A 20,139-nucleotide genomic window follows, 5' to 3' on the forward strand; every position below is an offset into this window, starting at 1 on the left:
CTTTAGGGATTAAGGCATTGTCATTACTGTTAATTGTGCCTGGTTGGTTAACGCTATGGTTAGCGATATTTGCCGATATGGGAGCAACATTACTCGTAACATTAAACAGCATGCGATTGCTAAAAGTTAAAGAATAGGCTCTTCACCACAAGTGGCAGTGCATGATAAGGAGCGCTGAACGTGAGCATTTCGTCTCTCATTTTGCTTTTGTTGATCATGTCGATCGTGTTGTTCGTGTATGGCGTTGTCCAAAAGAGCAAAGCCGCCAAACGGATCGCCTTTGGTCTCTTCATAGCATCGGTCGGATTAGCGGGTTTTGTCGTGTTTCTCATCGGTTATATGTAACGGAAAGCCAAAGCCGAACACGCTGTTCTGTGTGTTCGGCTTTGCGTTTGCGGCGCTTCGGGAGGGAATCATTCGGAGAAGATGGGACTCGTGCTTAAAGGCCTCAAGGACTGGCATTAGGGGATCGTTCGAGGCGGATTTCTCTGTCTTGCCTCATCTATCATTTTTGGGCTTCAAAGTTATTTTTAAAAAAGCGAAGAAAGTCGTTCATTTTTCTACACGAGGACAAGCGCAGGAAATATAAAGAAAATGCAGAAAAGAATGATATATAAAAAAATTATTGAAGCAGAAGTGTGTAGTATTTATAATATTATTTGGTTATGTGTTATACAACAAAAGTAATCAGCTGGCATAGGAGGGATTGGATTGATTGAAAAGCTCGTGGAAACGGTGAACGGGTGGCTGTGGAGCCCTTTCTTAATTGCTTTTATTGTCTGTTGTGGTTTGTATTTTAGCATTCGCACCCGCTTCCTGCAAATCCGCCACGTGAAAGAGATGATCCGGCTTGTGACGACGGGGAAGGGCTCTGAGGCCGGGGTGTCTTCTTTCCAGGCGTTGACGATGTCGTTGTCCGGCCGCATTGGCGTTGGGAACGTCGCTGGGACGGCGACGGGGATTGCGTACGGGGGGCCGGGCGCGGTCTTTTGGATGTGGGTGATCACCTTTATCGGAGCGGCGACGGCGTATGTCGAGTCGACGCTGGCGCAAATTTATAAAGAGGAACAAGACGGACAATACCGCGGCGGTCCGGCGTTCTACATTGAAAAAGGCCTTGGCTGGAAATGGTTTGCGGTTGTGATTGCCGGGGCGATCATTCTCTCCATGGCGGTATTGATGCCGGGGATTCAAGCGAATTCGATCGCGGATGGGTTTTCGAATGCGTTTGGCATTCCGAAATTGGTGACGGGAATTTTCGTGATCGCTGTTCTTGGCTTTACGATTTTTGGAGGAGTGAAGCGGATCGCCAAAACGGCGGAAATTGTCGTTCCGTTTATGGCAGTTGGCTATTTGTTGGTCGCGATTGCCATTATTGCGGCCAATATTGAGAAAGTCCCGGATGTGTTTGGTTTGATTTTCAAAAGCGCGTTTGGCGCTGATCAAGTGTTTGGCGGCATTCTTGGTTCGGCGGTGATGTGGGGGGTCAAACGCGGCCTTTATGCGAATGAAGCGGGGCAAGGGACGGGCGCCCACCCGGCAGCGGCGGCGGAAGTGTCCCACCCGGCGAAGCAGGGGCTTGTGCAGGCGTTTTCGATCTATTTGGACGTGTTCTTGGTCGTGACGGCGACGGCACTGATGATTTTATTTACTAACCAGTATAATGTCATTAATGAAAAAACCAAGGAGCCGATTGTCGTCAACCTTGAAGGGGTAGAACCGGGCGCAGGGTATACGCAAGCGGCGGTGGACACCCTCTTCCCGGGGTTTGGCTCGGCCTTTATCGCGATCGCTCTGTTCTTCTTCGCCTTTACCACGATGTACGCCTATTACTATATTGCCGAGACGAACCTCGCCTATCTTGTGCGCGGTGAAAAGAGGGGAACGGCCTTCTTTGCCCTCAAAGTGATCTTTTTGGCCGCCACTTTCTATGGAACGGTCAAAACGGCGACAACGGCATGGGCGATGGGCGACATCGGGCTTGGCATCATGGTGTGGCTCAACTTGATCGCGATCTTGTTGTTGTTTAAACCGGCCTATATTGCGCTAAAAGATTATGAGGAGCAGCTGAAGCAAGGCAAGGATCCGGAATTCAATGCGTCAAAATACGGGATCAAGAACGCGACATTTTGGGAAAATGGGTATACGAGAGTGGACGAAAAGAAGGAACAAGCGTTATAAGCCATCATACGTTGTAGAGTTGGAGGTGTCCCGCTGCGTTCGGGACACCGTTTTTGTGCGTCCGGCATCCTGGGAATGGCCGCTTTGGAATCCTGTTAGGCAAAGCAGATATTGAAAAAAAGTTGGAAACAGGAGATGATGACGAAACGGTTGATGAGCTGACGGGGATGGCGGTCGGGAAGATGGAAAAGGGGAGAGGGGGAGGAAGTTTGTTTCGTAAAAAAACCGGCCGCAGGGCCGGTTTTTGTGGAAATTAATGGGTTGTTCCCTTTAGGTCACGAACAAGTTGGGCCAGCGCGTCGTGAATCGGCGTCACCGGTCTGCCGAGCAGTTTTTCAAAGTCGTTGCTTTCGATTTCTAAGGAGCCTTCGCGGATGCCGCGTTGAATGTCCACGAGAAACGACACGAGCGGATCGGGCAAACCAGCCTTTTTCATGATATCAGCATAGGCAGCATCGTTGACTTGTTGCACCGGCACGTCTTTGCCTAAGACGGCGCCGAGGGCGGCGGCGAGTTCTTCTTGGGTCATGAGGGGGCCGGAAAGTTCGTAAATTGTGTTTTCATGGCCATCTCCGGCGAGGACGGCAGCGGCGGCTTCGGCGTAGTCTTGGCGAAGGGCCCAGCCGACTTTGCCTGTCCCGGCTGATGTCACCCAAGGCGCCCCGGCGAGGACGGCTTGAACGGTTCCGATTTCGTTTTCCAAATACCAGTTGTTGCGCAAAAAGGAGTACGGAATGCCGGTGTTTGCGATGGCTTCTTCCGTCACCCGATGCACTTCGGCCAAGGCGAGCCGGCTTTCATTCGCATTCGCCAGGCTTGTGTACGCAATGAATCCGACTTGGGCGCGTTGGGCGGCGTTGACGGCATTTGTGTGCTGGCGGATTCTTGTTTCGTTGTCTCCGTCGGTGGAGATGATCAACAGCCGGTCAATCCCTTGAAAGGCTGTCTCCAACGTTTCGGGGCGGTCAAAATCGCCATGGCGAACGTCGACTCCGCGGGCCCGAAGATGTTCGGCTTTTTCCGGCTGGCGGACGCTGACGGCCAGCTGGTGAGCCGGCACGGATTTCAACAGCGTTTCGACGACTTTCGTTCCTAATTTTCCGGTTGCCCCGGTGACTAATATGTTCATACGCCTAGACCTCCTCATTTGTTTTGTTATAACCAGTTTGGTTACAACCGATGTATAAATAAAAGCCCTGTTAAGAGCTTTTATTATTGAAATTGAGCGATCAGCCGGCTGATCGTCGTTTGCGAAAGCCGCTCTTCCATGGCCGCCTGCGCCGCTTTCAGTTCGGCTTGCAGAACCGCCTCGATATTCCGCCCGACCGGGCACTGAATGTTCGGATGTTCATGGATGCGAAACAGTTGATCCGTTTCCACGACACCGACGGCCCGATACACGTCTAACAGCGTGATTTGGTCGGGAGGTTTGCGTAGCGAAGCGCCGCCGACTCCGGGGCGGACGTCAACCAACCCCGCTTTTTTTAACATGCCCATAATTCGACGGATGATGACAGGGTTTGTATTGACGCTCTGCGCGATGAAATCTCCGGTGCAATCGGCCGGGCTGGTCGCAAGCAAGCAAAGGATGTGCACGGCCATCGAAAATCGTGTGCTAATTTGTTTCACGTAAAACACCACCGTTGTAACCATTATAGTTATATCTTCAGGAAAAGTCAACTTTGGTGCTGGCCGTTTTGGATCAATCGTGCTTCCGGTCGGAAAGGGATAAATCCCCGCCAAAGGCCGCGCCGGAGAGAAGAGGGGTTGACGCCGTGACGGAAAGGTGCTTTGGATTCGCCCGCTGATCGTGTACAATACATAAAGGGTGACAACATCGTTCATCTCGGAAGGAGGAAAGCCATTGACAGACAGCGGAAAACAATCGTTCATTACGGACATTCATCAGTTGGATAAAAAAGGAGCGGGACAAGCGGTCGTTTGGCAGGAAGAAGAAGGGAGGAGAAAAAAGCTCAAACTCACTGTTCCGTCCACGCTTCCTGGTGAAAAGGTGCGGGTTTTGATCGATTGGCCGAAACGCCGGAGGGCCCATGCCCGAGTGGAAGAAGTGATCGAGCCGCATCCGGAACGGCTTGCGCCTTCGTGTCCGCACTTTGACCGCTGTGGCGGCTGTGTCTGGCAGCACTGGCGCTATGAAGGGCAGCTGCGCCATAAAACGGAGCATGTCAAGACGCTCTTGAAAGAGCACGGATTTGACCCTGGCGTTGTCCGCGATACGATTGGCATGGAACATCCGTGGCATTACCGCAATAAAATGGAGTTTACGTTTTCTCCGGAAGGGTTGCTTGGACTGCACGAGCGAGGGAACTTCCGGCAAGTCATTTCGTTGGAGACATGCCTCATTGCCGGCGAGAAGATCGTCAAAGCGGCCATGGAGGTGGCGCGTTGGGCGCGCGATCACCGGTTGCCTGGTTATCACAAAGATACCCACGAAGGGCTGCTTCGCCACCTCATGGTGCGCGAGTCGTTTGCGACAGGAGAGGTGATGGTGGCGCTCTTTGCGACCGAGGCGCCGGAAGGGGATCTGAAAGAAGCGGCGGCCGATTTGACGGAGCGGATCACCAAAATGCTCCCGCAAGTGAAAAGTTTGCTTTGGCTCGAGAATCGGGCGTGGGCGGACCGCACCCAAGCGGAACAAACCCATGTGTTGGCCGGACGTGATTTCATTTACGATGAATTGTGCGGCTTCCGCTACCGCCTTTGGTTTGATACGTTTTTTCAAACAAACCCAGTGCAGGCGGCCAAATTGGTTGAACTGGCGTTGGAGATGGGCAAACCGCAGCCTCATGAAAACATGATCGACCTCTTTTGCGGAGTCGGGACGTTTTCCCTGCCATTTGCGAAACGGGTCAAAGCGTTAGCTGGCATTGAAATTGTTGAAACGTCGATTGAGTCGGCGAAGCGAAATGCGAAGGACAACGGCATTGATAATACGTACTTTTTGGCTCGGGATGCAAGACGCGGGATTGATGAAGTGTTGGAACAGTTCGGGCGGCCGGAGCTGCTGCTTTTGGATCCTCCACGTTCGGGGGCGGGCGGGAAGGTGATGCGCAAAATCGGCCGGGCGCGGCCGGAGCGGGTTGTGTATGTCTCGTGCAATCCGGAGACGTTTGCGTCAGACATTACGGAGCTAGTCTCGTTCGGCTATACATTGAAAACCGTCCAGCCGGTGGACATGTTTCCGCATACGGCCCATGTCGAGTGCTGTGCGTTGCTTGTTCGGGGATCATGATGGAAGGAATCCCGTTTCTCGGATAGGGAGAAACGGGATTTATTGCTTTTGCCATCCTTTTTTGAAACAAATAGAAATCATTTACAGGGATAGATGTGCAACCTATGCCCCACCTACAAACTTCAGAAGCGGAAGGAAAAAGATGGCGGACGGCCCTTTTCGTTTTTTCCGTCTAACTGTACTTCTGGATCGCATCTGCCAGTAATTGCGGCAATGCCGGGATGTCGCCTGTGCCGTATGTGAACCGGACAAACGTCTCGTCCATATCGAGCGCCTCTGCGAACAACCCAGAAAGTCCACGTGCCTTGCGGTCGATTTCCAGCAAGACTTCCACGCTGTTTTCAGACAAAAAGAAGATCGCTTCCAATTCATCAAGACAGCCTTTGAACGGTCCACTTGCCGGCTTGAATTCAAACTCTTGGACAAACGGCAACCGCCGTTGCCAATAGCGCGGCGCTTGTTCGCACTGCACATGGTGGAGGCGGAATCCTAATTGGCGGGCTGCCTCGAGAAACGCGGCGACGAGCGGGTGCGGTTCGATGGCGAGATGGTCGCGGTCTTGCGGGTCGAGCGCCATTTTAATGTCAAGGCCGGTTTGCAGCCATACCCGCGAAGAGCCGAGCGTGACGGGCACGTCGTACGGCAAGGCGAATTGAAACGGGATCGTTTTCGTTTCGTTCGGCCCAATCGTCAGCGAGCCGCTTACTTTGTACCGCGCCAGCACCGCTTTTTCCTCGTGTTTCTTATCATCGATTTCTCGAAGGTAGGTCGTCACTAACGCTAAGTAAATTTCGTCGATATGCTGCTCGATGCTGCCGCCGCGAATGTCGACAATCCCTTCGACTGTTTCGCCTTGGACATATTGCGCTTTCGCTAATTTCGTATCAACAGTGGCTGCTCCGATGCCGATAGAACTTAACAGTTTTTTGAACAACAAGTTCTCCTCCTTGTCATCGATTTCAGTTGAGAATACGGAGCGCCTGGTGAAAAGGTTCCGTCCTTCTTAATTAAAAAGGTGGGAACGATACCGTCCCGCCAAGAGTCTGACGCCAAAGGGCGATGTTCAAGAAGCGAAACGCAATATATTGCTTTTTAACAATTATATACGGCAATCAAAAAAGGTGCCCCGATCTTTTTGGGACACCTTTCCTTTTTGTTTCGTTGTGTTAACGGATGCCGAGCGGATCGGTTTCTTCATCTGCAACGGTGCACGCTTCCGCCAAAGCGAGGTCGGCGGCGGCGTCTTCGGCAGTGACGAGGACGCGCCAGCTCGGGTTCTCGATCAAACGGCAAAAATCAAGAAAGCGCGTTTGGGCAATCGCTTCGTACCACCCGTGGCGGTCCGAGAGCACCACGGTGCGCTCGTACGGGATGCGCGGGGCGTCTGACCGTGGAACCGACGGCAACAGGCGGTTGGCCGCTTGCCTGACTTGTTCGATGGCGCGGGAGGACGGTTGTTTCGGAATGGCATCAAGCAAAGCGTCCATATGCGCCGCCTCATCGGTTGAGACGAGGCCGGAGACGGATAGCTGCGTCGGAATCCAGCCTTCAAGCACGATGCGCCCGCGTGCCGTATGAATGTCCCAGTGCGTCGATTCCGAAGCGGCGGGGTCCATCGTAAAGCCGTGGTAATAATGGACGGGGATGCGCCAGCCGTTGCTTTCATGAATCACCGTAGCGCCGACGCGCGGCCGTGTGCCGTCTGGTTCTCGCAACGCGAATCCGCGTGCGGAAGCCGCTTCGCCAAACCAGTCGCGTCCGACTTCAAAAAAGTGGACGCCGTGCTCGATCAGGATGCCGCCGCTTCGCCGCTCGTCCCAAAACCAATGGCCTTCCGCGACACGGTGAACCGCGTTGTGAAGGCTTGCGTAGTCCACTGGGCCAAGAAACGCGCGGTGGATGAGTTGCTTGACGGCTTCTGCGAGCGGGTGGTAGCGAAGGACGAGATTGACCGCCAACGCCCGGTTTTGGCGGGCGGCGAGCTGGATATTCGCCCGCAGCGCCTCGGCGGTGAGGCCGCCTGGCTTTTCAAGCAACACATGTTTTCCTTCCTCAAGCGCCCGCTCGGCAAGCGGGGCGTGCAAATGCGGCGGGGTGGTGAGAATGACGATGTCAACATGCGGGTCAACGATCAATTCTTCAACTTCGCGGTATTCGCGCACGTCGCCCGCCTGCGGCTGACGGCGGCGATAGGCGTCGATGACGCGCTGGCGTTTTTCGTCCGTCCGCCCGGCGACAGCGGCGAGATGGAAGGAAGGAAGCGGGGCGAGCGCGCCGGCGAGAAATTCAGCGAATGCGCCGGCACCGGCAATGCCAACATGGTAACGGAAAGATGATGAAGAAATCATGGCGTATTCTCCTCCTCCCTCACATATATATAGCATTAACGATACTCATTATACCGCAAAGAAAAAGAAGAACGAGAAAATGAAAGTTTTGAAATTTGCAAGCATCAATCATTCCTCATCGACACCATCCGACAATTATTTCGCTTGCATAGAAGGAGGAATATTATGTATATTATTATTAGCAACCATCGCAGCCGAGTGCTAGCAATCTATGAACTACTTTCATTTTCTCGTTCATCCGTCAAAAAAGGTGTCTATTTTTGTGAAAAAAAGATATGGAGGGATGACGAAATGAAAGCATTGTTGCTGGCAGGAGGATTAGGTACGCGTCTTCGTCCATTGACCGAAAACATCCCCAAACCGATGGCCCCGATTGCGAACCGGCCATGGCTTGAACACCTCATCGTTCATCTTCGCGACCAAGGAGTCAACGAATTTGTCATCGCCGCACATCATTGTTCAGAAGTGATCCGTCGCTATTTCGAAGATGGGAAGCGCTGGAACGTCAAGATTACATACGCGCTCGAACCGTTCCCGCTCGGAACGGCTGGGGCGATCAAAAACGCCGAGCGCTGGCTGAAGGAACGGTTTCTCGTGTTTAACGCCGACATTGTGCATTTGCCGCAATTGATCCCGCTGCTTGATTTCCATCGTCAACATGGCGGTTTGGCGACCATTGTTTTAACGGAAGTAGACGATCCTTCTTCCTATGGGGTGGTCGAACAAGACGATCGTGGGCAAATTTTACGCTTTGTCGAAAAGCCGCGCCGCGAAGAAGCGCCATCGAACCGCATCAATGCCGGCATGTATATTTTCGAGCCGGACGTGATGCGCTATATTCCGGCTGAGCGGGAAGTATCGATTGAACGCGAAACATTCCCGCTGCTGATCGAGAAGAATGTCGGTGTATATGGCATCGTCAGCACCGGATACTGGCGTGATATGGGGACGCCGGCCCGCTACCGCCAAGTGCATTGGGATGCGTTGCGTCGGGAGTTTCCGATTCCGCTCAAAGGACGTGAAATTCAACCGGGCGTGTTTGTCGGTGAAAACGTGGAGATTGGGTCTGGCGTCTTGTTTGTGCCGCCTGTGCTCATCGGCGACCACGTGAAAATCGGTCCGCAGGCTGTCATTGGCCCAAATGCGGTCATCGGCGACCGCTGCCAAATTGGCGCCCGCGTCCATTGCGCGCAGACAATCGTTTGGGACCGCTCTGTCATTCGTGACCGCAGCCGTTTGCAAAACAGCATTTTCGGCTATCGGACGGTGACGCCGGCGGGAGAAGTGTTCGAAGATTCGATTATTAATCAGTTCAAGGAGGCGGTGCAAGCATGATTCGAATTGCCTACGTCAGCACGTACCCGCCGCGGCGGTGCGGGCTGGCGACGTTTACGGAACATTTGCGACAAAGCATTGACGGCGTCCGGGGCCCGTCCGACGGCGACCGCGTCATCGTGTTGTACAACGAAAGCGACGGCGATGACGCCTATCGCCACAACCCGGCGTATTGGCCGCTTCCGGCGCAAAACCGCGCGGCGTATGCCGAGATGGCCAAAAGGGTGAATGAAAGCGACATCGACGTCGTTTTATTGCAGCATGAGTTCGGCATTTTCGGCGGCGAGGCGGGCGAATACATTCTTGATTTCATCGCCGCGCTCAACAAGCCGCTCGTAACGACGTTCCATACGGTGTTTGCCGACCCGCCGTTGCCGTATCGCCCGATTCAAGAGAAAATCGCGGCGGCAAGCGATGCGATCATCGTCATGAACCGGCAGGCGATTCCGTATTTGGTCAAAGCGTTTGGCCTGCCGGAAGAAAAAATTGTCTACATTCCGCACGGTGCTCCAGGCCCAAGCAGCGAAAATCGCGATTCGCTTCGCCGACGCCTCGGATTCAGCGGCCGCAAAGTGATGTTGACGTTTGGGCTGCTCAGCCGCGGCAAAGGGATTGAATCGGTCTTGGCCGCATTGCCGGGCGTTGTGCGCAAGGTGCCGGAAGCGCTGTATGTCATCGCCGGACAGACGCACCCAGAAGTGAAAAAGAGGGAAGGAGAAGCATATCGCGAGGAGTTGAAATCGCTCATTCACCGTTTAGGGCTTGAGCTCCATGTCTACATGGAAGATCGGTATTTCAGCGAAGAGGAATTGATCGATTATTTGACGGCGTGCGATCTATACGTCACCCCGTACCCGGGCATGCAGCAAATCACAAGCGGCACGCTTGCCTATGCGGTCGGCGTCGGCCGTCCGGTCGTTTCGACGCCGTATGAGCATGCGCGCGATTTGTTGCAAGGTTGTGAAGAGCTGTTGTTGCCGTATGGCGATACGACCGCCTGGGAAGAGCGGCTCGGGCAGCTGTTGGCCGACGAGGCGGCGCTGAAGCGATGGGAGGAAAAGGTGCGCCAAATCGGGGCAAACACGCATTGGCCGCGCGTCGGCGAACAGCATGTCGCCTTGTTTGCGCGCATGTGCGACGCGAAACGTGGGGAGGTGAAGACCATTGGCACCGTCAGTCATTAAGTTCGACCATCTCGAGCGCATGACTGACGACACCGGATTGCTTGAGCATAGCCTTGGCCGCATCCCGCGCCGTCGCGAGGGTTATTCGACCGATGACAACGCCCGCGCCATCTGGGCGTGCCTGGAATGGATGGCGCTATGTGAAGACAAAGGAGAGAAAGAGCGGCTGCACCGTTTGCTTGACCGGTATTTGGCGTTTTTGCTTTGGGCGCAAAACGATGATGGCACGTTCCATAACAACTTTTTCTTCGATCGGACAAAAGAAGAGGAAACGCCGTCAGACGACTGCTTCGGGCGGTCGTTTTGGGCGACGGCGTTGGCTTACGTTCGCCTCAGCGATCCGGCGCGGCGCGAGGCGGCAGCAGATATGTTGCGGCGGGCCATGCCGGCGGCTTGGGAGCTTCGTTCGCTGCGCGGCGTCGCCTGGGGGGTGGCCACTTGCGGCGTCTTATTGACAGAAGGACGCCCGCTTGGCGTCGATCAAGAGGAAGTGGCAGCTTTGGCTGCACGGCTTGAGCAGCGGCTGCTTGCGGCGTATTGGGAGCATGCTGGCGACGATTGGTATTGGTATGAGCCGGAGTTGACGTACGCCAACGGGGTGCTGCCGTGGGCGCTTTGGACGGCATATCGGCGCGCGCCTCGGGATGAGGTGAAGGAAGTGGCGGAAAAAAGCCTTGCTTTCCTTATTGAAAAAATGAGCGGACCGGGAGGTGTCATCCGTCCGGTCGGCAACCGCGGCTGGTGCAGCCGCCGCTACCGCGCCGATTGGGATCAACAGCCGCTTGATGTGATGAAGCTCGCTTTGGCGGCGCGCGAAGCGTATTGGGCAACGGACGACGAGCGTTATCGCGGCGTCGTCCGCCGCTGCCTCGCTTGGTTTTACGGACAAAACGACGGCAACGCGCCGCTTGCCGACCCAAGCGACGGCAGTTGCTGCGACGGGCTTGGCCCGAACGGCCCGAACCCGAATCGGGGGGCGGAGTCAACATTGTCGTACTTGTTAACAGCAGCAATCGCTCAATCGATTTCGGTGGAGGTGGTTGTCGATGAATACGTCAACAACGAAACCGTTCGCATGGCCGGCACACGTGTTTAAAGAATACGACATCCGCGGACGAGCCGGAGAGGAGCTCGATGAGTCGTTCGCGTATTGGCTCGGACGGGCCTTTGCCGACATGATGCAAAAGGAAGGCGAGAAGAGGGCGGTTGTCGGTCATGACAATCGTCTATCATCGCCTGGCTTGCATCGGGCGCTCAAAGATGGGCTGCTCGATGGCGGCTGCGATGTCGTCGATATTGGGCTTTCGACGACGCCGATGTTTTACTACAGCTTATACTACACGAACATTCCATGCGGCATGATCATCACCGCCAGCCATAACCCAGGGGATGAGAACGGATTTAAAATCGCCATGGGAAAAACGACAATTTATGGCGAGCGCATCCAAGCGTTGCGGCGGGCGATGGAGCGGCTCAGCCAGGAACAGCCGCGGCCTGAAACAGCGCGCGGGCGCGAGGAAACGTTGGACCTTGCTCCGGCATATATCAAGATGTTGAAGGAGAAAATCCAACTCGGTCCGCGCAAGCTGAAGGTCGTCGTCGACTGCGGCAACGGCACCCCATCGATCATTGCGCCACAAGTGCTCAAAGAGTGGGGATGCGATGTCGTCCCGCTTTACTGTGAATCCGATCCAACGTTTCCGAACCATCATCCGGACCCGGTCGTGCCGGAGAACTTAACGGCCTTGATTGAGATGGTGCGCAAGGAGCAGGCTGATCTTGGCATCGCGTTTGACGGCGACGGTGATCGGATCGGTGTTGTGGATGAAACGGGTGCGATCCGTTGGGGCGACCAACTGATGGTGCTGTTCTGGCGCGAGATTCTTAAGCGCTATCCGGGAGCCGACGCGCCCGTTGAAGTGAAATGTTCGCAAGCGCTTGTTGAGGAAATTGAGCGGCTCGGCGGGAAACCGTTCTTCCATCGCACCGGCCATTCGCACGTCAAAGCGACGTTGCGCCGTCGTCCGGAGATCCCGTTTGCTGGTGAAATGTCTGGCCATTTGTTCTTCAATGATGAGTTTTACGGCTATGACGATGCACTGTACGCCGCTGGGCGCCTGCTTCGATTACTGTCGCACGATGAGCGCCCGCTGTCCGAGTGGTTTGCCGATGTGCCGCGGTACGCGGCGACGCCGGAGACGCGAGTTGCTTGTCCGGAAGAGAAAAAACCAGCTGCCATTGCTGCGGTGAAAAACCGGTTCGCTGGCCGCTATCCGGTTGTTGACGTCGATGGCGCCCGCATCCAGTTCCCGGAAGGCTGGGGGTTGGTGCGGCCGTCGAACACGCAGCCGATTCTCGTCTTACGCGCAGAAGCGAAGACGGAGGAAGCGCTGGCGGAGATTAAGCGGCAACTGTCTGATTGTCTCCATGCTCTTGAATTGTGCATCGATTGGTGATGTTCATTTCCAAGCTGCTCGAAATGCTTGGGCCTGTTCTTGATGGTGCGCTCTGTTTGGCGCAAAAACTCTTTTCCGGCGCGGCGCCCGCTATCTCGTGCGGGCCGCCGGCGCCGGTTTGTTTTTGCTGTCGCAGGGGGTTAAAGCTTGATTTCTTGCCAGTTATTTGTCCATAATAGATAGGGGTAAAAACGAGTTGTAGGAGAGTTGAAGGCGTGGTGATCCGTGAATCGTTGCAATATATTCAAGATGCATACGCGGCATTGACGGAGTTGAGCATGCTTATCGTCGATGATCACGGCGCTCCCGTGACGAAAGTATCGAATATGACCGAGCTGGCGGAGCTCGTTTTGTTTGCAGCTGAAAGGGAAGCGCCATCGTTTTTCTGCCCGCGAGAACTTGTTATTGACGGATGGCAGCGTCCATCGGTCGTACCGGTCGGGCGTTTTGGCATGAAAAGCATCGTCGCTCCCGTGTTTGTCGATGAGAAGGCGGAATATTGGATTTGGGCGGGCGTGTTTATCGAGGAAGAGACGAAATGGCTCATTTGCGAACAGCCGCTGGCAGCCGGCGGAAAGTGGGTGTCAGCCATCGAACGATCGGTGGCGCTGCCGGCGCGGGCAGTCGAAGCGAAGTTAAAAGATATAGAAAAGATGGCGGTCATATGCGGGGAATTAATCAGCGGCGAGCGCCGCAAGCAGCAATGCTGTGAATACGGAAAACGGCTCGAAGCAGTGGTCACGGACAGCTCCGCCCTAGCGGACGTGGATAAGCTGCTTTTTGAGTTGCGGGCGTTCGATGAACGCGTCGATATGGCGTTGTATATCGCCAAGTGTCCGCAAGGATGGATGGTGGCGGCGGCAAGCGGGGAAAAGGCCGGAAAGCTGCGCGGCAAGATGATCGATGCGTTGTTTCCGCCGCTTTCGTCTTCGAAGCCGCCGCTTCGTTCGGTTTACGTTCAAGATGCCGCTTTGGATCCACGCTTTTCCTTTTTTGTCCGCCATGGCATCCGCCCGAAAGCGATGATTGCGTATCCGGCGATGTACGGGAAAACAATGGAAGGATGGGTCATGATCGGCAGCGAGGCGGCCTCTTCACTGCCAGCGGCGCTTCGTTCGGTCGGCTCCGCCCTCGTTCAACATTGGCTGCTTCTGGCTAAATGTACAGAGGCCGATATGAAAATGGACCGCCATTTGATGCGCCTTTCGATGTTGATGGAAATTGGACGGGCCATGCGTATGGTGCAGAATGAGGAAGAAATCATCCGGATGATGGCCGAATTCGCCGCGGAGTTTGCTTACGGGGATTTCGTCTGTGTGGTATGGTCTAGCGATGGCCAAACAGCCGTTGTCCACGAAGGAGCGATGGACGTAGAAATGGCCGTTCGTTATCGGGATGATGTCTGCCGTCGCTATGGCTGTCACGGCGAGAAGGCGAAAAGCGAGGTGCCGGCGTTGCTTGATGTCGAGGGCAAATCGGTGATGGAAGTGCCGTTTTTCGTCGGCGATGGCCGCTATGGCGTTCTCGCCGTTCATATAAAGAAAGGAAGGGAAGCGAAAGAGGCGGAAGTGTATATGACGGCGCTGGCCGCGATTGGTGCGATGATGATTAGCGGCAAGGCCCACGGTGGGAATGATGGGACGGTCAATATCGACATGCTGTCCGAGCAGTTGACAGCCCGGGAGATGGATGTATTGGAGCTGCTCATTCAAGGCTGCAGCAACCGCGAAATTTCAGAACGGTTGTTCATTAGCGTCCATACCGTGAAAAATCATATTACGAACATTTTTCAAAAAATTGGCGTCAATGACCGGTCGCAGTTGATCGCCCTTGTGTATCAACTAAACCACCGCCGGCAGCGCTGCTAAGGGGACATCATTGGACGATGGGTGCCATGATGTCTTTTTTTTTTGGATGTAGGAAATTGGAATGAACCCCATTTTGTATTATAATGAGTTGTAGTAAATAAGAACTATTTTTCGATAGATGGAACAATAAAGGAGAAAAATAGCATTCGAATCCGTTTTCCCCAGCGCTGGAACGTGGGATAGTGGAAAAGCTGCCATGTTGCTTTGGCCGGCGCATAAGCATAACAAGGATAGGGGAATGCCGATGAAGCCCAAGGCCATGATCCGAACGATGGCGATCGTGAAAACGGCGGACATTTTAAAAGCGATGGACATTACCGAGGAACTGGCGAAGAGAATGGGGTTTTTGCCGCGCGATTGCCTTTTTCTTCGGCTCGCGACAGAGGAAGCGTGCACGAATGCGTATGAATATTGTCAAAAAACGAGAAAACTGCCATTTAGGATATTTTGGAAAATTGATGCGAGACAGTTTATGATCATTGTCAAACAGCGAGGAGGATGCTTCTCCGTAGCCCAAACTGATGTCGTCAACACTGGGCCGCGCGGCAGGGGGCTGCAGCTGATCACCCATATCGTCGACGATGTATACGTGAAGCAAGCGGGAAACAACGTCTTGTTTTGCATGTGCAAATGCAAAAAAAAAGAGTGACTATTGGAGGAAACAAGATGGAGACAAAACAAGGGGCAATTTGCACGCTGACATGGGCAGAAGATATTACCTTAAACAATGTCGAATCGTTCCGTCAAGCGCTGGAAAAGTTGCTGGACAAACAGGCGGATCAATTGATCGTCAACATGGAGGGGGTCAAATACATTAACAGCGCCGGACTCGGGGTCATCGCTGACAGCGTCATGGCGGCGAGAGCCCGACAAAAAGAGTTGGTCATTGCCGGAGTGGAAGGGTCGCTTGCAGAAATTTTCCATATCGTCAAATTTTCTTCGTTTATCAAACTATTTGCCACAGAGAAGGAAGCCATGGATTATTTCAGTGGAGAATGACGTTCTATGGTGGATGGGTTTTGGGAACATGTTCAACGTTATGACCACCTCGCGTGGCGAGAGTTGCTTCTCGGCTTGGAAAAAATGAATGTATTCGTTGGGCCGGGCGATTATGTGTATTGGCTCGCAGCGCCGGAACAAAGGCGGCTCTTGTTCATTTCGTCATCATGCGAGCAGCTGTACGGCCTGCCTCCGGACGACTTTTACCGCGATCAAGACATATGGGCAAAAGTGTCCTACCCGGATGACCGCGCCAAGGCGGAAAGAAAATGGTCGCTTCTTTCGGGGGCGGATGCGGGTGCCCAAACGTATCGCATCATCAATCAGCGGGATGGCTCCGTCCGCTGGGTGCTTGAACGGACGTTTCCTGTGCTTGGCCAATTCGGGGAAGTGAGGCTCGTCAGCGGAGTTGTCGCTGATCTGACAGAAGCAAAGCGAAACGAGAATGAACGGCAGCTCGCTGAACAAGTGTACAAAGCGATGGAACAGGCGATGCTCGTAACCGATGGCCAGTTTGTCGTTCAGTTTGTCAATCCGGCGTTCACAAAAATCACTGGCCATGGTGTAGAGATTGTCGGTCAGCCGCTGCATACGCTTTACGCGGGTTATTACGAGGCCTGGCTTTATGAGGTGATTCAAGCGGGAACTGGGGAAAGTGGAGAATGGAGGGGGTGGGTGCGCTGGCGGCGGAAAAACGGTTCGGTCTATGTCAGGCAGACGACAGTGCGGGCTGTGCCTGGCCATGATGGAGGAATCGCTTTTTACTTGTTTTTATTTGCCGGTCCAACTTATGAGAACCCATACATCGCAGCGATGAAAGATGACTTGCGGCTGGCCCGCGAGGTGCAAAAGCGCGTGTTGAGCAAGCCGTTGTCGGCCAAAGGAATCCAGATTGCCGGAACGTACATCCCATCACGGGAGCTGGGGGGCGATATGTACGCCTGGTATCCGATCGACAAACAGCGGTACGGCATTTTTTTAATGGATGTGATGGGTCATGGGGCAGCGGCTTCACTCATTTGCATGTCGGTCCGCTCGCTCTTAAACGGCGTCATCCGCAAAGGGATCGTTCCGACGGAAGTGTTTCGCGAGTTGAACCGCCATATGCGCCAGTTGTACCATGAAAACGGGCGGATGACGTATTATTTCACCGCCGTGTATGTTCTTGTGGATGTCAAGGAACGGATGATTGAATATGCATCAGCCGGCCATCCGCCGGGGTTTTTGTTCCAACCGGACGGAACGGTGGCGGAGTTGGACCGCGGCTGCGCGCCGATCGGGCTGCTTCCGCGCCTTTTTGTCGACAGCGGCCGGTTGCGCTACGAGCCGGGGGCGACGCTTGTGTTGTATTCCGACGGGGCGATTGAAGGGGGGGCGGGATCCGTTCGGCAAAAGATTGAAGCGTTCCGCGATGCGCTAACGCCGCATATTTTATTGGACGAGCAGGTGCTTTTGGACCATCTGCGCCGCCATTTTGCGCAAAAAGGGCCGCTTCCGGACGATTTTTCGGCGGTGGTGGCCAAGCTTGGCTAAACGAGGGGAAAAGCCGCCTGTATTCGGATGATCGATCCGCTTCACAAGCTGCTTTTTCTTTATGTATGAAACGGCACGGCAGCCAACTGTGTCTCGGTTGCAAAAATGGCCTTTTGGGCTATCTTTTTTACGGATCGTGAAAAGACGCATTCACTCCTGCCGCCCAATAATGGCGGCAAACACCAAACTATAGTATAGATTCCTTTCCACAATTCAGGTTAAAATAAAGACAATTACGCTGTTGATTGCGAATACAATATAGAAAAGGCAACAGGAGGGAAGACATATGGCGGTGACGAATCCGGCTGGATTTTGGAAGCGGCTGTTGGCTAACTTGTTGGATGCGATTGTCGTTGGCATTCCGATTTCGATCATCGGCTATTTCATCACTGGCAGTTGGGAAACGAACTGGTTTACGTCATTAGCGAACATCCTTTACGCGTTAATCGTTCCGGCTGTTTGGTACGGATATACGGTCGGCAAGCGGATGCTTGGCATCCGGATTGCGAAAGTCAACGGCGGAAAAGTTGGGGTCGGCACGATGTTTTTGCGCTCGTTCGTTGGCGGACTCGTATACTTTATCACGTTTGGCATTGGTCTCATTATTAGTGCGATTATGGTCGCTGCAAGAGAAGACAAACGGTCGATTCACGATTTTATCGCTGGGACGTATGTGACAACGGAAAAACCGACGGTGTAAAGCAGAAAACAGCAGGGGGTGTCCCAAGAGGGTCGGGACGCCTTTTCTTATCTTTCGTGACGGATCATCAACGATCAAAAGAATGACGCTTTTGAGTGGGGCCTTGTTGTTTTTTAGAAGGCCGGTGAAAAAAGGCTGTCGCACGCCAATCAGCGGCATTTCTCCAAAAAATGAAAGTTGATTTCTCAATGTTTCTCAAATGAAAAAACGACCGGGATCAGCCGCGTTTTTCACTAAATCATCAGCCCTTTAGAGGGCTGGTGAAAAACGACCGATTTCGCCGAACCCGTTGCTTTCGGCTGAAAGAGAAGCGTTGATTTTACAGGACTTCTCAATTTGAGAAGAGATTCCGTTTTCCGCGGCTTTTCACTAAATCACCAGCCTTTTAGAAGGCTGGCGATTTAAGAGGGAATATTGCTCTTCAACACTGTTGTTCAAATTGAAAAGTCTTGCGGCGCCACAACTTAATTCCTTGCGATTTCTCCCAAACCGAGCGAATCCGTTGTTTTTCACCAGCCTTTTAGACTAGAAAATCTTTGCAAATCCACACATTCATGATTATGGCCAGGAAGGAAAATGAATGATCATTCACGAATCTATTTAAGCGGTGAAGATAAAGAAAAGACGATTGCATAATGGAAAAGGAGGAGAACGACTTTGTCTTTATCCAGTTATATTATCCGCACAATGTTCGTTGTCATTCCTGGCACAGCGGCGATCGGCATGGCCACATGCCTGGTCAACGGCATTCGCGGGGCGGCATTTTGGTGGACGCTTGTTGCTACGGTGCTGTTTGGCGCGATGCTCGGCTTCGTTTCGGCAACGCTCAACTATCGACGGTTTGTTGCCCCGATTGCCGTTATTAACGAACATTTAGGCAAGATGACAGGCGGAGATTTGACGGTGCGCATACCGCTTGATCGCGTGCAGCAGCTGCGGCCGATTGCGGCGTCGTTAAACGATATGGCAGACGCTTGGCAAAGTGTGATGGGGCAAATCCAACATCATGCCGAAGAAGTAGCGCAATATTCTCAGCAGCTTGCCGCTGTCGCCGAACAGACGACGAAAGCGACAGAGCAAATTGCGACAACGATGGAAACGCTTGCGGCAAGTGCGGAGGAACAGGCCGATGCTGTCCGCACCACCGCCGCGTCCGTGCATGATATTTCCCAAACATTGAGCGACGTCGCTTGCCATACGAAAGATGTGGCGCACCGCGCCGAGAAAACGTCGGCGAAAGCAGAGGACGGCAAGCAGTCAATCGGACAAATGTCCGAGCAAATGCAGTTCATTTACGATCATGTGCAAACGCTCGGCCAGGTGGTGAAAGGGCTTGGGGAGCGCTCCAACGAGATTGGACAGATTACGGAAGCGATCACCGGCATTGCGTCGCAGACGAATTTGTTGGCGCTCAATGCGGCGATCGAAGCGGCGCGCGCCGGCGAGCAAGGGAAAGGGTTTGCGGTTGTCGCGGACGAAGTGAGGAAGCTCGCAGAACAATCAGCGCGCTCAGCGCAACAAATTTCCGAGCTGATCGGTTACATTCAAGAAGAAACGAAGCGGGCAGTTGCGTCTGCCGAACAGGTGATCGCCGAAGTGGCGAAAGGATTGAACGTTGCGGCGGCATGCGGCCAATCATTTGCCCATATCCGCGAGGAGGTCGGCCAAGTGAGCAAACAAATTGGACAAGTATCGTCCGCCATCGAGCAAATGACGGAGCATGCTCGTCAAGTGAACGACGCACTCCAACAGATGACCAATATTGTCGAACAGTCAGCGTCTGGTGCGGCCAACGTATCGGCAGCGACCCAGGAACAAATGGCTTCCGTCGAGGAAATCGCCTCTTCGTCGACATCGCTCGGTCAGATGGCGGACGAGATGCGGGCAATGCTGAAGAAATTTTCTGTGTGAGTGAGGAAAAGGACGCTTTCTTCGAGAAAGAGGGGCTTTCAAACGACGTGTGGGAGTCAACGTTTGGAATAAAATGGTTTGCATCTTTGCCAATTGCCTGATAAAATAAAAAAAGTCAGTCATCATTGTGATACGCTTATCTGCTAGGGGAGTCCGAGAGCCGGGCTGAGAAAAGAACGCGATGAAGTTCTTTGACCCTTTGAACCTGATCTGGGTCATGCCAGCGTAGGGAAGCAGGCAGCGGGAACAGATGGACGTGTCTTGTTCATTTGGCCTTTTGCCTTCGATCAGGTTCCGGTGTCGGAACCTGTTTTTATTTTGAATCGGCCGCCATCGCCTATTCTCGTGTTTGCCCCGCTTCAGACGGTGTG

17 protein-coding genes and 1 riboswitch are annotated in these 20,139 nt (G+C 53.7%); of the genes, 13 read left to right on the forward strand and 4 right to left on the reverse strand.

Annotation, left to right across the window (positions count from 1 at the left end):
- Positions 1 to 180: 180 nt before the first annotated feature.
- Positions 181 to 345: a hypothetical protein gene (locus tag DI44_RS19075; protein WP_014194840.1), complete on the forward strand. Its 165-nt coding sequence runs from the start codon at positions 181 to 183 to the stop codon at positions 343 to 345.
- A 366-nt stretch (positions 346 to 711) separates the two neighbouring features.
- Entirely contained in the window at positions 712 to 2,181 is a 1,470-nt protein-coding gene (locus DI44_RS14160; RefSeq protein ID WP_014194841.1) for an alanine/glycine:cation symporter family protein, read from the forward strand.
- A 253-nt stretch (positions 2,182 to 2,434) separates the two neighbouring features.
- Here the strand turns inward: DI44_RS14160 and DI44_RS14155 are convergent, their stop codons facing one another.
- Together DI44_RS14155 and DI44_RS14150 are read right to left on the reverse strand one after the other, a co-directional pair.
- The gene (locus DI44_RS14155) at positions 2,435 to 3,310 is read right to left on the reverse strand and encodes an SDR family oxidoreductase (protein ID WP_011229859.1); all 876 of its coding nucleotides are present in this window, start codon (positions 3,308 to 3,310) and stop codon (positions 2,435 to 2,437) included.
- Positions 3,311 to 3,393: 83 nt separating this feature from the next.
- Positions 3,394 to 3,834, reverse strand: a complete 441-nt coding sequence (locus DI44_RS14150; RefSeq protein WP_021322251.1) for an Rrf2 family transcriptional regulator — start codon at positions 3,832 to 3,834, stop codon at positions 3,394 to 3,396.
- Between the two features lie 211 nt (positions 3,835 to 4,045).
- Here DI44_RS14150 and rlmD point away from each other — a divergent pair, with 211 nt between their 5' ends.
- A complete protein-coding gene (rlmD, locus tag DI44_RS14145; protein WP_011229861.1) occupies positions 4,046 to 5,434 on the forward strand; it encodes a 23S rRNA (uracil(1939)-C(5))-methyltransferase RlmD in 1,389 nt (462 codons plus the stop codon).
- A 172-nt stretch (positions 5,435 to 5,606) separates the two neighbouring features.
- On the opposite strand, the gene DI44_RS14140 is transcribed toward rlmD, so the two are convergent.
- Positions 5,607 to 6,371, reverse strand: coding sequence for a sporulation protein (locus tag DI44_RS14140; protein WP_014194845.1), 765 nt, complete (start codon positions 6,369 to 6,371; stop codon positions 5,607 to 5,609).
- Positions 6,372 to 6,600: 229 nt separating this feature from the next.
- Entirely contained in the window at positions 6,601 to 7,782 is a 1,182-nt protein-coding gene (locus DI44_RS14135) for a Gfo/Idh/MocA family oxidoreductase (protein WP_033024641.1), read from the reverse strand.
- 291 nt (positions 7,783 to 8,073) lie between these two features.
- Between DI44_RS14135 and DI44_RS14130 the strand changes: the two genes are divergently transcribed.
- The 10 genes from DI44_RS14130 to DI44_RS14085 all read left to right on the forward strand — a co-directional run bounded on the left by DI44_RS14130 (position 8,074) and on the right by DI44_RS14085 (position 19,768).
- Positions 8,074 to 9,117: an NDP-sugar synthase gene (locus tag DI44_RS14130; RefSeq protein WP_033024642.1), complete on the forward strand. Its 1,044-nt coding sequence runs from the start codon at positions 8,074 to 8,076 to the stop codon at positions 9,115 to 9,117.
- Positions 9,114 to 10,301, forward strand: a complete 1,188-nt coding sequence (locus tag DI44_RS14125; RefSeq protein WP_011229865.1) for a glycosyltransferase family 4 protein — start codon at positions 9,114 to 9,116, stop codon at positions 10,299 to 10,301. Before DI44_RS14130 ends, DI44_RS14125 begins: the two co-directional genes overlap by 4 nt.
- Entirely contained in the window at positions 10,282 to 11,397 is a 1,116-nt protein-coding gene (locus DI44_RS14120) for a hypothetical protein (protein WP_011229866.1), read from the forward strand. The genes DI44_RS14125 and DI44_RS14120 overlap by 20 nt, the downstream gene beginning before the upstream one ends.
- Complete coding sequence (locus DI44_RS14115; RefSeq protein ID WP_033024646.1) at positions 11,348 to 12,757, forward strand: phosphomannomutase/phosphoglucomutase; 1,410 nt, start codon at positions 11,348 to 11,350, stop codon at positions 12,755 to 12,757. Before DI44_RS14120 ends, DI44_RS14115 begins: the two co-directional genes overlap by 50 nt.
- A 215-nt stretch (positions 12,758 to 12,972) precedes the next feature.
- Complete coding sequence (locus DI44_RS14110; RefSeq protein ID WP_033024649.1) at positions 12,973 to 14,625, forward strand: helix-turn-helix transcriptional regulator; 1,653 nt, start codon at positions 12,973 to 12,975, stop codon at positions 14,623 to 14,625.
- A 244-nt stretch (positions 14,626 to 14,869) separates the two neighbouring features.
- Positions 14,870 to 15,274 carry an ATP-binding protein gene (locus tag DI44_RS14105; protein ID WP_031212548.1) on the forward strand — a complete coding sequence of 135 codons (405 nt, stop codon included), beginning with the start codon at positions 14,870 to 14,872 and terminating at the stop codon, positions 15,272 to 15,274.
- Positions 15,275 to 15,291: 17 nt separating this feature from the next.
- Positions 15,292 to 15,624, forward strand: a complete 333-nt coding sequence (locus tag DI44_RS14100) for an STAS domain-containing protein (protein WP_011229870.1) — start codon at positions 15,292 to 15,294, stop codon at positions 15,622 to 15,624.
- Between the two features lie 6 nt (positions 15,625 to 15,630).
- Positions 15,631 to 17,157, forward strand: coding sequence for a SpoIIE family protein phosphatase (locus DI44_RS14095; RefSeq protein ID WP_014194852.1), 1,527 nt, complete (start codon positions 15,631 to 15,633; stop codon positions 17,155 to 17,157).
- Between the two features lie 286 nt (positions 17,158 to 17,443).
- The gene (locus tag DI44_RS14090; RefSeq protein WP_011229872.1) at positions 17,444 to 17,857 is read left to right on the forward strand and encodes an RDD family protein; all 414 of its coding nucleotides are present in this window, start codon (positions 17,444 to 17,446) and stop codon (positions 17,855 to 17,857) included.
- Positions 17,858 to 18,514: 657 nt separating this feature from the next.
- Positions 18,515 to 19,768: a methyl-accepting chemotaxis protein gene (locus DI44_RS14085; RefSeq protein ID WP_033024650.1), complete on the forward strand. Its 1,254-nt coding sequence runs from the start codon at positions 18,515 to 18,517 to the stop codon at positions 19,766 to 19,768.
- Positions 19,769 to 19,903: 135 nt separating this feature from the next.
- A riboswitch (TPP riboswitch) is annotated at positions 19,904 to 20,017 on the forward strand.
- The last annotated feature ends 122 nt before the right edge of the window (positions 20,018 to 20,139 follow it).

Source organism: Geobacillus sp. CAMR5420, from assembly GCF_000691465.1.
Lineage (GTDB): Bacteria > Bacillota > Bacilli > Bacillales > Anoxybacillaceae > Geobacillus > Geobacillus thermoleovorans.

Bases quoted from the DNA above. Each gene is read 5' to 3' on its own strand.
- DI44_RS14155 (WP_011229859.1), bottom strand. From the start codon at position 3,310: ATGAACATATTAGTCACCGGGGCAACCGGAAAATTAGGAACGAAAGTC.
- DI44_RS14150 (WP_021322251.1), bottom strand. From the start codon at position 3,834: ATGGTTACAACGGTGGTGTTTTACGTGAAACAAATTAGCACACGATTT.
- DI44_RS14135 (WP_033024641.1), bottom strand. From the start codon at position 7,782: ATGATTTCTTCATCATCTTTCCGTTACCATGTTGGCATTGCCGGTGCC.
- DI44_RS14130 (WP_033024642.1), top strand. From the start codon at position 8,074: ATGAAAGCATTGTTGCTGGCAGGAGGATTAGGTACGCGTCTTCGTCCA.
- DI44_RS14125 (WP_011229865.1), top strand. From the start codon at position 9,114: ATGATTCGAATTGCCTACGTCAGCACGTACCCGCCGCGGCGGTGCGGG.
- DI44_RS14115 (WP_033024646.1), top strand. From the start codon at position 11,348: ATGAATACGTCAACAACGAAACCGTTCGCATGGCCGGCACACGTGTTT.
- DI44_RS14105 (WP_031212548.1), top strand. From the start codon at position 14,870: ATGAAGCCCAAGGCCATGATCCGAACGATGGCGATCGTGAAAACGGCG.
- DI44_RS14100 (WP_011229870.1), top strand. From the start codon at position 15,292: ATGGAGACAAAACAAGGGGCAATTTGCACGCTGACATGGGCAGAAGAT.
- DI44_RS14095 (WP_014194852.1), top strand. From the start codon at position 15,631: ATGGTGGATGGGTTTTGGGAACATGTTCAACGTTATGACCACCTCGCG.
- DI44_RS14090 (WP_011229872.1), top strand. From the start codon at position 17,444: ATGGCGGTGACGAATCCGGCTGGATTTTGGAAGCGGCTGTTGGCTAAC.